This is a genomic window from Lysinibacillus sphaericus (assembly GCF_006864135.1).
Classification (GTDB): Bacteria; Bacillota; Bacilli; order Bacillales_A; family Planococcaceae; genus Lysinibacillus.
Genome location: NZ_SADV01000024.1, coordinates 25,268 through 37,928, shown reverse-complemented (window position 1 = coordinate 37,928; position 12,661 = coordinate 25,268). Strand labels below are relative to the sequence as shown.

Below are 12,661 nucleotides of genomic sequence, written 5' to 3'. Positions count from 1 at the left end.
TTTTCTCCTTTCATCGCTATGATATGTCCGAGAAAGTAAGGGAGGAGGGCTATTAACTTGATAATAATACTCTTGTAATGCATCTCTTGCGGTAGGCGTTTATCGAACTAAATGAACAAGAAGATGCCTCTGTAGTTGTATTAATCGTTTATAGAAATAGATAAAGCATCTACTTTTTCTACTATAGCTACTTTAACATTAAGAGCTATATTTGTTATTTGTAGGGGCATAAGAATGTTGAGCGATTCTGTGAAGAATAAAGCGCACAGTGAACGTCCAGTACGGTTTTAAACTGGCTGAATGAGCGAAATACACAGACATATAAAACCCCTTATAGGATTTTCATGAGCTAGTTCCAAACACTAAGAGCGTTTTAGCCATTTTCTAATTGCCATATTGAAATTAGTGTGATGGTCTTCCACAATCTAAAAGACAGGTACTTTAGATAATTGGCTACTTGGGTAAAGTATCTTTATACTGAGAATTAGTATTTATGTAGAAAGGTTTGGTTTTATGATAAAGATACTTCCTGCTAAAGAAATTTACCTAAAAGGCAATAATCACGCTGTATTACTTTTACATTCGTTTACAAGCCATACTAGAGATATGAAAAAGGTTGCTATTGAAATTCATAAAAAAGGTTACACATGCTATGCACCACTTTACCGAGGACATGGCTGTGCTCCAGAACAGTTACTACAATATAATGTAAATGACTGGTGGCAAGATGTTGTGAATGCATATCAATTTTTAATTAGCGAGGGATGCCAAAAAATTTCTGTTATAGGTTTGTCTATTGGCGGGATATTTACATTGAAACTTGCAGAGATAGAAAAAATAGAGCGAGCAATTGTATTATCAGTACCGATCGATAGAGAGCCAGAACGACTAAAAAAAAGAATTATAAATTACGCATACAATTACAAAAAAGTAGAGGGGAAGTCTACATTTCAAATTTCTCAAGAAATTGATATGTTTAATCAAATGCCCTTAGATACATTAATTGTATTTCAACAATTCATTAAGTCTACCATTCAAAATCTTGATAAAATATTAGTTCCAATTGCAATTTTTTATGGTGAACAAGACGATGAATTGTACTCACATAGCGCTAATGTTTTTTATAATAATGTCAATTCAAATGTAAAAAAGATAAAAGGTTATAAAGAATCCAAGCATTTAATGACATTAGGTAAAGATCAAGAAGAACTAGTAAAGGACATTTTGGAATTTTTTAATTGTTGAAGTGTAATCTTTATAAAAAGACCACTTCAAATGATGTCATATCCCAAGCTATATGTAGAAAATACAGCTCGATGTTATTACTGAAGAGGGGGCTGTAGTCTTTGAACAGTATTTCCACTAAAAAAGATCCCTTCGTGGCGCAGTTTTTCGTAAATAAAATGAAGACCCCCTTTTTCCATTTTTTAATAATTATTTGCACCGAATTTTACTTGCACATTGGCATCCTCGCATTCTTTTTTTACCAGATAAATAATTTCATTTGCTCGAGATTTTGATAATTTATTTGCCACCACAGTTACGGAAATGTTTGCTCCTTCTATTCGTACTAAAGCATCGGGAAAGCCTAATGATTTGATTTGCATCTCAAGTATTGCCTCTGTAGATTCTTCCTTATGGAGAGTATCGATTTCCATAGACGCTGTATTTTGTTCGTCAACAAAATACTCACCTGACGTTATTTTTTGCGTTAACTTTTGGCGAAGTTGATTTCTTTCGTTACTAACTTGTAGGCGAGTTTCTTCAAATAAAGGGCTAGAAGAAGATACTTCCTTCGAAACAGTCTGTATTGCAGCTTTTTGATCAGCTTCTTCTGTCAAGGTAATAGCCTCTTTTGATTGTTTTGGTGAATCCAACAAAGAAAACACTGAAATAACCGCTACTAGAGTTAATAATGCAAGAAACCAAGACGATTTTTTTTGTAAGTGCATTCACTGTCACTCCCTCAATAATCTAGTTAAACACCACTATGCAACTTTTCAATGTCTGTTTTATGAGAAATTTATTTATAAATATGCTGACAGTTAAATGAAAACAACTCATTTTGTCTATCCGATTTGTCGAAGCAGTTTAAATTATCAAAATGAAGTTTGGTCTTCGCATTAAAATAGGTGTTATGTACGAAAGTATTGTTACATGTTCTATTTATGGCTACAGGAGGAAAACATCTACTGTCAACGACAAATAAAAGGGTACTAGAAATTACAATTCAGTACCCTTTGTTGATCATTTTTTTATTTAACTATAAGAATAATAAGCCAAATAAAGAAAGGAGTAGAGAAATTCCAAGAATTGTCCCAACAATTTTCATATGTCTTTTTCGCCCCATTACAATAATTGCAACATATTCACGAACCATTGCGTTGGGCCAATAATAAAATGCTGTTTTTGAGCCGATACCTTGGCTATTCAAGCCAGCTTGTCTAGCGTATAGACCAGAACGGAAAAGGTGGAAATTATTCGTTGTAAAGATGCTGTTGTATTTACCATCTGGTTTTAACGTATCCATAATCCGTTTCGAAAATAACATATTTTGATAGGTGTTTACAGAACGATTTTCTTGCACAGTATGCTCAAGAGGAATGCCTTTTTCAACAGCGTATTTTTGCATCGCTTCCGCTTCAGGCAGATTTTCATCGGGACCTTGTCCTCCAGAGAAAATAATTGTTGGTGGTGCGTTAACCGCTGCTTGTTTTTGATAAAAATCAATAGCTTTATTAATTCTACTTGCAAGAAGTGGTGGTACTTTATCGTTAATTAAACCACTGCCTAGCACGATGATAAAATCTTGGTTATACTTTGGTTTATTAAACTGATAGAGAAAATATGCAGATAGAAAGTTGGATAAATGAATCAAGAAATAACAAGCAATAAGCGATATTCCTCCAAAAACAGGCTGAAATATATTAGATAACAAACTGGATGGACTAATAATAGGCATGACAATAAATAATAAAATAATAATAGCTACAATTAATGTTAAGGAATTTGCTAAGCGTCTTCCTTCCCTTTTCATTAAAATTCTTGCATTAAGAAATAGGCCGAACATTAAAGCTACAATTCCAAAAGGTATCATAAAGAAAAGGGCTATTAAAGGAATAATAACTAAAAGCTTTATAGTATTGTTTTCAGATGCTAAAGAAACAATCGTACAAAATAAAAGAAATGAACAGAAAAAAATATTAAATAAAAAGCCATTTACTATCTTTCTGGGATCTTTCAAGTAAGAATACAAAAAAATAAAAAATAGGATAAGCGGAATAATCCCAAAATACATAAAAAACCTACACCTCGCCTATATAGTATTGATCGTTTTATTTTTAAACTCCTATATATTAGCATAGATTTTTGAAATTACATTCTTTTTTCGTAATCCTTACATAAATCTTAAAAAATATTGTTAATTGACAGATTGGAATAAATATATATTTTTGTAAAAATGGAATGATTATCATAAACTAGAATAGGGATGGTTCATCACCAAAATTTGTGGATGACTTTTGTTAAAACGTCTACTATGTAAATAGTTGATTGGAGTGGAGACTGGGCGACTCCTCGGGGATCAGCGATAGAGGAACGAAGGCTAAAAGCATCACATCCTGTGATAACGCCTTCGTGACCAACATCGTGTTGGCCTGAGACTCTGCAGCGCAGCGGATGTTTTCTGTGCGAAAGCGAAGCTTCAGCAACAAATGTTTTCTGTAGCGAAAGCGAAGCGTCAGCAACAAATGTTTTTTCTGTGCGAAAGCGAAGCGGCAGCACCAAATGTTTTCTGTAGCGAAAGCGAAGCGTCAGCAACAAATGTTTTCTGTGCGAAAGCGAAGCGGCAGCAACAAAGCGCCAGTCGGAACGGAATCCAACCACACGTTTTGGTGATAATCCATAGGGATCAATAATTTACATATTTAAGGAGTGAACTAAATTGATAATTATGGAAACAGAAAGGTTAGAATTGCGAGAATTACAAGATGACAATATTTCTGTCCTTTACTCCATTTTTTCTGATGCTGAAACTATTATCCGTCTCCATTTAATTTAGAACAAACAAAAAATTGGATTTTTAAAAAAACAAAGATATCAAGAAGATGGATATGGCTTATGGGCAGTATATTTAAAAGAATCGAATGCATTAATTGGAGATTGTGGCCTCGTTAAACAAGTAGTAGATGGAAAAACTGAAGTTGAAGTGGGTTACCATATTCATAAAAAATATTGGTCTAAAGGATACGCAACTGAGGCAGCTAAAAGTTGTGTGGAATATGGATTTTCACAGTTAGGACAAGATAAATTAATAAGTATTATTGAACCTAAAAATGGACCATCAATTCGTGTGGCTGAAAAAAATGGTTTTATGAAGGAAAAGTAGACATTTATTTTTAATAAAATTCATCATATATATTTAGTACAACGATCAGAAATTTAACTTCCCTTCAGCAAATTTTTTTGAACGTAAGTGAAATGACAGTTACAATTATTTTCTGTATCGAAAGCGAAGCGACAGCAACACACGACTGAGTGACCAACATCTCCTGCTGACGCTACGCTTTCTCGCAAAAACATCTGTTCATTAATTTTCATTCTTCGTTTCAAATAGTTACAAGGAAATTTTGTAAGCCTATGATAGATTCTTTTTTAAATAGTAGTGTTTATAATCTCTTCCGACATTGTCCAATGTACCGTAGATTTGATATCCGTGATTTTGATAAAAATCTAAAGCCTGAAAACTTAAAGTATCGACCTTTATGAAATCACATTTGTTATCTAAAGCAATTTGTTCAATTTCTAATAACAATTTAGATCCAAGCCCTAATCCACGAATATCCTCATCGATCATAAGTGTATGTATCTCTAACCAATTCCAACAAACTTCTCCCAATATGCCACCACGGATTTGATCATTTTCATCTGTAAGGAACAGGTTGATTTCTTGATATTTGCCTCTTAGATCTTTTGGGAAATGATTTAAATTGTATTCGTAAAGCTTATGATTAATTAAAGATTTTTTACGTTCATTTTTCTCTTGAGAAATGTTGTATTACATTCCTTTTTTCCTCCTCTTTTATAATAGGAAATTTCGTTACCAAACCAGATGATACTATTTTCATCAATAATGCTCTTCAGTAAAAAGTTTGGCTTCCCCAAGATTTTTTGCCAAAAAGATTGAGCCTGTTTGTATCCACTATCTAAGCAAAAACCTTTAATATTTTTACTCTCTGGCGTAGTGAATATTTTTTGAAGTAACTTTGATCCTATTCTGTTAGATCTTCTTTTATCGTTTTTTGAATCAAGTTATTTGCTACTCCATATTCAATTGTTCCAATAATTTCCTCAGTGTCCTTGTCAATTGTTAACCAGAAAAATCGCTTCTCTCCTTGACTTTCCAAATCCCATTGTAAAGTACATAATGCTTTTTTTCCCAGTCGTCTTTTTGACCATCATAGAGCCCTGCAAGACCTTCTTTTGCAAAAGTATATGTAATCAACTCATGCAACTCTTCAGTGCCTGTTGGCAGGGGACGTCTAAATAGCATCGTCCTTTTAATAAAAGAAAAAAGTTAAATGTATTTAGCGATAAAACAAATAACCAGGTACTTTTAAAAAAACCTGGTTATTGGCATCATTCATTTACTTTTTCATTCTCCGGTTCTAGGTGAATCAGAATATTGGCTTGATGAAAGTGGGTATTAATCTTTTCTTCAATACGATCACATAAATTATGAACGGTTTCAATGCTTTCATTTGATGCTACGACTAAATGGAAATCGATGTATTCTTCCGCCCCAGAACGTCTAGTTCGAAAATCGTGATACTCAATATATTCCTCTTTAAATGATTCAATAATTTGAATAATTTGTTCTTCCTCTTCCATAGATAATCGTGCATCCATTAAAGGAGGAAATGTTTCTTTCATCAGTTTGAAAGCTTCCATCATAATATAACTTGCTAATAATATTCCGATGATCGGATCTAAAATGTACCAACCAGTTAAATGGACAATCAATAAACTCAATGCAACACCCAATGATGTATAGACATCTGTAAGTAGATGCAGTGCATTTGATTTCATGGCAACAGAGTTAGTATTCTTTGCAGTTCTATAAACAATTTTTGATACAAAAAAATTAATCAAGGCGCCAAATAACATGACCAGTATTCCTAAAACTGGGAGTTTTATTGGTGTGGGAGCGATAATTTTATGAATACACTCGTAAATAATCCAAATCCCAGCAACAAAAATTAAAAGTGTTTCAATTGTTCCTGAAATATTTTCAACCTTTCCATGTCCGTAGGGGTGTTCTTTATCGGCTGGTTTACTGGAAATCCGTACGGAGAGAAAGGCAATAAAAGAGGCGAGTAAGTCTAGAAGTGAATGGATTGCCTCCGATACAATTGCAACTGATCCTGTGAACAATCCAACGATAATTTTTAATATGACAACAGTAGAATTACTTAAAACTGATAAAAATGCAATTTTTGATGAATTCACCAGAAATCACCTCCTGATAATATGATACCAAGTAAACTTTGAGTGGGTCTATAGCAACGTTTTTTCCTAACTCCGATTAAATGACAAGTGTGAAAAAAAGTTGTATAAAGGAAAAATATATAACCATCTTTTTAATGCATCATACAACCGTGTTTGGGTTAAAATCGTATGCTAATAAAGCGAGAAAAGAATAATGACTATATTATGTGAAAATGCGATAAGGTTTACTTAAGAAATTAAAGTGATAAATTTAATTCCAAGGATTAAATATCAATATAGATAATTGTTCGTTTTTGGTCGTGAAATCCAGATAATAGATAATAAAAAAGAAAAGAAATTGCTATCCATTTTCTACCTTCGATATACTAAAATAGTAGTATCAAATTAGATTAGTAAAGAGGCGGATAGTAAAGTGGATTATATTCAAATTACTAGAAACAATATTGAACAGGAACATATATGTTGCGCACTCGGTTCAAAGCAATACGAAGAAGCGGTAAAGAAAAAGAAAGAATGGTTGATGAACCGTATGGATGAGGGGCTAGTTTTTTATCGTTTAAACGCCCGGGCAAAAGTGTTTATTGAATATTTACCGGCAAATCAAGCTTGGGTTCCTATCGATGCACCGAATTATATGTATATCAATTGCCTATGGGTTTCAGGGAAATTCAAAAATCAAAACCATGCAAGACAATTGATTGAAAAGTGTAAGGAAGATGCATTAGCGCAAAGGATGGATGGCATCGTCCATATAGTAGGAGAGAAAAAGCTTCCATTTCTAAGTGATAAGCGTTTTTTTGAACATTTGGGATTTGAAATGGTAGATCAAGCAGCACCTTATTTTCAGCTAGCTGTCTATAAATTTAACGATTGTGCCGACGATCCTTCCTTTAAACTGCATGTGAAAAATGCTTTATCTAATAACAGTGGTATTGTGATATACTTCACTGCCCAATGCCCTTTTGCAGTTGGCGTTATAGATGATTTGAAAAAATTGGCTGAGAAAAAGGGCATTCCTTTTCATGCATATCAACTAAGGACGAAAGATGAAGCACAGAATGCACCTATCATATGGACAACCTTTGGATTGTTTTACAATGGTCATTTTATAACACATGAAATACTGAGTGCAAAGAAGTTCGAAAAAATTTTAAATACTTTATGAAAAGGGGATTTATCTCCTTTTCATGAACATTAAAATTAGCGCAAATAAACAAATGCCTACAATAGAACCTAGAGTAAACGACCAGGAAAAATAATCGAAAAAGATATAGGCAATTAATAATGCCAGCACATAGCCGAGAGCAGTGCCCAGCAATTGTTTTTTGATAGTCAACGATCCCACTCCCTACTGGGTAATAGTTAAAATACTTATTTTATATTTTATAGAAATATTAGGAAAATATCCATAATAATCAAAATAAAAGGAAGGTGATATCAGTTTTGAAAATTAGCAAACAGTATGCAGAACATTACAGCTGGGGAGAACAAGGTGATGGTTGGCATTTAGTGAAGAATAATGATCTCAGTATTATTCATGAGCGTATGCCTGCTAAAACAGTAGAGGTAAATCATTATCACCATCATGCACATCAATTTTTCTTTGTACTATCTGGAACAGCAACAATGGATATCGCCGGAGAACGAATGGTGTTACAAAAGAATGAAGGAATTGAAGTGCCGCCCCTTAAACCGCACCAGATGCGTAATGATTCGGAAGAAGAGGTAGCGTTTTTAGTCATTTCACAACCAAATAGCAGAGGGGATCGTATCCAACTATAAAGTAATTTTCATTATTTTGCATGAGGTGGATATTTATTTTAGTAAGTATAGTAAATGCTAACAATTGCAAAGGAGATGTTTTACGAATGAAGATTACAAAGGTGACACTATATGTGTATGATGTACATAAAATGAAGGAATTTTACTGCAATCATTTAGGATTTTCATTAATACAGAATACGGATAATTTTTTTGATATAGCTGTTGGTGAAAGTGTTGTCACTTTTGAAAAAATACCGTATTTGGTAAAAAAACAATATCATTTTGCGTTAAATATTCCATGTAATTTATTTAAACAAGCGAAAAGATGGGTAAAAGAATATGCAGAATTATTATTTTCAGAGGGACAGGATGAAGTATATTTTGATACATTAAAGGCTCATTCTTGTTATTTTTATGATCCGGAAGGAAATATTATTGAGCTCATTTCAAGGCAGGAAGTAAATCCAAAACAAGATGTAGAGTATTTTTCACCCGAGAATGTACTAAATATTGCCGAAATGAATTTAACGACGGATGCTATTTATTCAGTAGCTGATAGTTTAAAAGAATACGGTATAACTCCAATGAATCATAACAAAATTCGCTCAAATGCTCTCACGTTTATGGGGAATTATGAGGATGGAGCAAATTTACTTTTAGGACCAAGTGAACGTGTTTGGTATTTTTCTAACAAAAAAGCAATTGTTAGTCCTATTAAGATAGAAATCAATAAAAGCTTGCAAATATGTATGACCGAAGACGGTGATTTTACCATTTCACAGCTTTAAAACACCATCAGACCATTAAATCTCCTTATAATTGTCATTGAATAAAAAAGTATATTTATTCGAAAAGTGATTAGGGGGAATATTTAATATTCGCAATAGCTAAGAAATTAAGCGGGAGAAAAACCGCTCATAAAAGCCCGATTGCTGAAGACGAATAATCGGTGAGGATAAGGAAAACCCCTCCGGAAGGTTTCATGTTGGAGTAGTTGCAAAAAATGCTAGTAATCAATGATAAAGGAGTTAATTTTTTGAAAGCAAAAAGCATTAAATTATATGAATTTGGAAGCCCTCGGGAAGTTTTAAAGTTTGAAAATAAAACGATTCACCCCCCTCAAGAACAAGAAATTCTTGTTCGAATGCTGGCACGACCTATTAACCCTTCAGATTTAATACCAATATGGGGGAGTTATGCTCATCGAATTTCTTTACCAACTATTCCAGGCTATGAAGGGGTTGGTATTGTAGGGGATGTAGGTCCGTATGTTTCTCAGGATCTTATTGGAAAGCGTGTATTACCTTTACGAGGAGAAGGAACTTGGCAGGAGATTGTAAAAACAAGTGCAGAATTTGCAGTGCTTATTCCAGATTCTATAGATGATTTTACTGCAGCGCAAATGTATATCAATCCAATGACAGCTTGGGTAACTTGTACGGATATATTACAATTGCAGCCAAATGATGTTTTATTAGTGAATGCTTGTGGGTCCGCAATTGGACACATATTTGCTCAGCTAGCAAAATTGTTAGGTTTTCAACTAATCGCGATAACGAGAAATAATAGACATACGGACGATTTAATTCAGCTTGGCGCTTCCTATGTAATAGATACTTCAGTAGCACCGCTCTATGAGACAGTAATGGAACTAACAAATGGCAATGGGGCCAATGCCGCTATTGATTCTATTGGGGGAACAGCAGGCAACGATCTTGCCTTCTGTCTGAAAGCTGGAGGGAATTTTTTAGCGATTGGTCTTTTATCAGGTGTACAAGTGAATTGGCAAAGAATCGTTAAAGAGGCAAATATAAAGGCAAATATGTTCCATTTACGTCATTGGAACAAGCAAGTCTCGATAGAAAGATGGCAAAGTACATTTCATCACTTAATCAATCTAGTTAATAGTGGTAAGTTAAAAATGATGGCAGTGGATTCTCATTATGATTTGTTAGACATTAAAAATGCGATAGCGGCCGTTGAATCGTCTAACAATACTAAAGGAAAGATTTTTTTAACAAGTTATTGATACGAACGAAGGGTAATGCATTTTACCCTTCGTTTTTAGGGTGTCTAAGCTACTGCGTATTCTTCGATGCGCTTGTTTCTAAAATAAATCTGTAGATAAATATCGTAGACCAGTATCGGGTAGGATAACGACAATCCGTTTCCCTTTGTTCTCTGGACGTTTTGCAAGGGCTGTGGCGGCAAATAAAGCAGCACCTGATGAAGTCCCTACTAATATACCATCTGACTTTGCAACAGCACGTGCCGCCTCATAAGCTTGTGCAGTTTCCACTTCGAGTACTTCATCAATTATTTCTAAATGAACATTCGATGGCACGCGAGCCTCGTCAGCATCGGAGAAGCGGTGAACACCTGTGATTTCAATGATATCTGGATTATCAACTGTTGCAATGGAATTAACAGCAGGCTCTACACCAATAATCTGAATAGCTGGATTTTTAGATTTTAAATATGCACCAGCACCACTTATCGTACCACCTGTGCCAATTGCTGCTACAAAAATATCAATTTGTCCGTCCGTATCCTCCCAGACCTCAGGACCAGTTGTTACCTTATGAATATTTGGGTTGGCCTCATTATCAAGCTGATTTAAAAATACAACATTTTCTTCGTGTTCAACGACTGTTTCTCGAAATACTTTAATCGTTTCAACAAAGTCACCATCTGTTTCCTCAAAGGCAGCTACCATTTCTGGGACATCTGAAAATGGTACAACCTCCGTTCCGTATGCCTTAACTACCTTTGTTCGCTCTTCACTTACACCATCCTGCATGTAAATTCGAAGCTTATAGCCTTTTGCAGCTGCAATTGCTGCTAGACCAATACCTGTATTGCCACTAGTTGTTTCAATTATTGTTTTATCCTTTGTCAACACGCCACGAGCTTCAGCATCCTCAATCAGCGCTTTAGCAACACGGTCCTTCACACTATTAGCAGGATTAAAATACTCTAGCTTTACAATGATTTCGGTTTCTAGCTGTTGCTCTTTTACATACTGATTTAATGCTAAAAGTGGTGTATGACCGATTAATTCTGTAATAGATTGTTTAATCTTATTCGTTACAATTTGACCCATCCCAATCAACCCCTTAAATTTAACCTACTTAACAAACTTTTTTTGTAGGAATTAGTGGAATCATATCAATATAAATCCATATAAGCAATAAAATCACTAATAGAAGTATTAAATGTAGCAATAGAAAAAAATAATTAATCAAATCTACAAAATAATTTTTCTTGGTTTAGTACTACGAGAAATACGGATTATTCTTGACTATGCTCCTATGCGAAAGCGAGTAACCGGAAATACAAATTGATGTCTTCACAGAAAGTAATAGTGCATGATTATATGTATATTTGGAGGAATTTACTTTAAATTTGCTAATTAACGATATTTTGGAATAATAATTTGTTAAAATGTAAGCCTTGTATAAAAGTTGGTTAGAGTGGAAACCGATGACTACTTGAGACCAGCGTTAAAAATGAGTTATTAAATTAGCTTGATGTTGTTTGGGAGATGAAAGTATGAAAGAGACAATTTCTTCAGTTTGTATAACAGCTGAAACAAAAATTAACATGATGAAGCAAAAGCCTGCTAATTATTTATTGTTAGCTATTTTTGGTGGACTTTTTATCGGATTTGGAATTTTGCTCATCACTACTATAGGGGGCTTATTAAGTCCGGCTGGGGTACCGAGTACGAAGATCGTACAAGGGTTATCATTTGGTGTGGCACTTAGTATGGTCATGATGGCTGGAGCCAATTTATTTACCGGTGATAATCTAGTTTTAACGGTTAGTACACTATCAAAAAAATCATCACCATTAGAGATGTTGGGCATTTGGACATTTAGTTACATAGGAAACTTCTTTGGTTCTCTGTTAGCAGCCGCATTATTTTTTTACTCAGGGCTAGCAGGCGGAGACATAGCAACTTACATTGAAAAACTAGCTACAGCTAAGATGAGTGGTAGCTTCGTTGAACTTTTATGTCGGGGTATTTTATGTAATTTGCTAGTATGTTTGGCCGTATGGTGCACCTATAAATTAAAAACAGAGACTGGAAAATTAGTGATGATTTTCTGCTGTATTTTCCCATTTGTCACAATTGGATTTGAGCATTGTATAGCAAATATGACATTGTTTTCTCTTGCGCTCCTCATACCTCATGGTGAACTAGTATCGTTTAGTGGAGCCATGTCAAATTTATTACCTGTTACAATAGGTAATATTATTGGTGGAGCTGTTATTGGTTTTGTGTATTGGGTAAATGGCAGAGATTAATTAAATCACTAGATATTGCTAATGCAATCAGTTTCATTGGAGTAAAATACTGGTGCCATGGCAATTTGAGAAGTGATTG

At 34.2% G+C, this 12,661-nt stretch carries 13 protein-coding genes and 1 pseudogene; 7 read left to right on the top strand and 7 right to left on the bottom strand.

All coding sequences use genetic code 11. From position 1 onward, the window contains the following. Positions 1-513 precede the first annotated feature (513 nt). A complete protein-coding gene (locus tag C7Y47_RS20135; RefSeq protein ID WP_142510379.1) occupies positions 514-1,245 on the top strand; it encodes an alpha/beta hydrolase in 732 nt (243 codons plus the stop codon). 182 nt (positions 1,246-1,427) lie between these two features. Here C7Y47_RS20135 and C7Y47_RS20130 read toward each other — a convergent pair whose 3' ends face one another. Both C7Y47_RS20130 and C7Y47_RS20125 read right to left on the bottom strand, forming a co-directional pair. Further along, positions 1,428-1,952, bottom strand: coding sequence for a SpoIIIAH-like family protein (locus tag C7Y47_RS20130; protein WP_142510378.1), 525 nt, complete (start codon positions 1,950-1,952; stop codon positions 1,428-1,430). Positions 1,953-2,263: 311 nt separating this feature from the next. Further along, positions 2,264-3,298: a YdcF family protein gene (locus C7Y47_RS20125; protein ID WP_142510377.1), complete on the bottom strand. Its 1,035-nt coding sequence runs from the start codon at positions 3,296-3,298 to the stop codon at positions 2,264-2,266. Positions 3,299-3,943: 645 nt separating this feature from the next. On the opposite strand from C7Y47_RS20125, the pseudogene C7Y47_RS20120 reads away from it, so the two are divergent. Further along, positions 3,944-4,387: pseudogene (locus C7Y47_RS20120) on the top strand (GNAT family N-acetyltransferase). Positions 4,388-4,636: 249 nt separating this feature from the next. Here the strand turns inward: C7Y47_RS20120 and C7Y47_RS20115 are convergent. The 3 genes from C7Y47_RS20115 to C7Y47_RS20105 form a co-directional block, all read right to left on the bottom strand. Continuing rightward, positions 4,637-5,050, bottom strand: a complete 414-nt coding sequence (locus C7Y47_RS20115) for a GNAT family N-acetyltransferase (RefSeq protein WP_255505281.1) — start codon at positions 5,048-5,050, stop codon at positions 4,637-4,639. A 318-nt stretch (positions 5,051-5,368) separates the two neighbouring features. Next, complete coding sequence (locus C7Y47_RS25860; protein ID WP_255505278.1) at positions 5,369-5,503, bottom strand: hypothetical protein; 135 nt, start codon at positions 5,501-5,503, stop codon at positions 5,369-5,371. A gap of 134 nt (positions 5,504-5,637) precedes the next feature. Next, positions 5,638-6,510, bottom strand: a complete 873-nt coding sequence (locus tag C7Y47_RS20105) for a cation diffusion facilitator family transporter (protein ID WP_142510376.1) — start codon at positions 6,508-6,510, stop codon at positions 5,638-5,640. Positions 6,511-6,919: 409 nt separating this feature from the next. Between C7Y47_RS20105 and C7Y47_RS20100 the strand changes: the two genes are divergently transcribed. Further along, positions 6,920-7,672 (top strand): GNAT family N-acetyltransferase, encoded by a 753-nt coding sequence (locus C7Y47_RS20100; protein WP_142510375.1) that lies wholly within the window; start codon positions 6,920-6,922, stop codon positions 7,670-7,672. A 9-nt stretch (positions 7,673-7,681) separates the two neighbouring features. On the opposite strand, the gene C7Y47_RS25065 is transcribed toward C7Y47_RS20100, so the two are convergent. After that, entirely contained in the window at positions 7,682-7,843 is a 162-nt protein-coding gene (locus tag C7Y47_RS25065; RefSeq protein ID WP_185903546.1) for a hypothetical protein, read from the bottom strand. A 107-nt stretch (positions 7,844-7,950) separates the two neighbouring features. Between C7Y47_RS25065 and C7Y47_RS20095 the strand changes: the two genes are divergently transcribed. The 3 genes from C7Y47_RS20095 to C7Y47_RS20085 all read left to right on the top strand — a co-directional run bounded on the left by C7Y47_RS20095 (position 7,951) and on the right by C7Y47_RS20085 (position 10,300). Continuing rightward, on the top strand, positions 7,951-8,289 hold the full coding sequence (locus tag C7Y47_RS20095; RefSeq protein WP_142510374.1) for a cupin domain-containing protein: 339 nt from the start codon (positions 7,951-7,953) through the stop codon (positions 8,287-8,289). 86 nt (positions 8,290-8,375) lie between these two features. Then, positions 8,376-9,059, top strand: coding sequence for a VOC family protein (locus tag C7Y47_RS20090; RefSeq protein WP_142510373.1), 684 nt, complete (start codon positions 8,376-8,378; stop codon positions 9,057-9,059). 248 nt (positions 9,060-9,307) lie between these two features. Then, positions 9,308-10,300, top strand: a complete 993-nt coding sequence (locus C7Y47_RS20085; protein WP_142510372.1) for a zinc-dependent alcohol dehydrogenase family protein — start codon at positions 9,308-9,310, stop codon at positions 10,298-10,300. A gap of 78 nt (positions 10,301-10,378) precedes the next feature. On the opposite strand, the gene C7Y47_RS20080 is transcribed toward C7Y47_RS20085, so the two are convergent. Further along, the gene (locus C7Y47_RS20080; protein ID WP_142510371.1) at positions 10,379-11,374 is read right to left on the bottom strand and encodes a PLP-dependent cysteine synthase family protein; all 996 of its coding nucleotides are present in this window, start codon (positions 11,372-11,374) and stop codon (positions 10,379-10,381) included. Positions 11,375-11,823: 449 nt separating this feature from the next. Here C7Y47_RS20080 and C7Y47_RS20075 point away from each other — a divergent pair, with 449 nt between their 5' ends. Then, positions 11,824-12,582, top strand: a complete 759-nt coding sequence (locus tag C7Y47_RS20075) for a formate/nitrite transporter family protein (protein WP_142510370.1) — start codon at positions 11,824-11,826, stop codon at positions 12,580-12,582. Positions 12,583-12,661 lie beyond the last annotated feature (79 nt).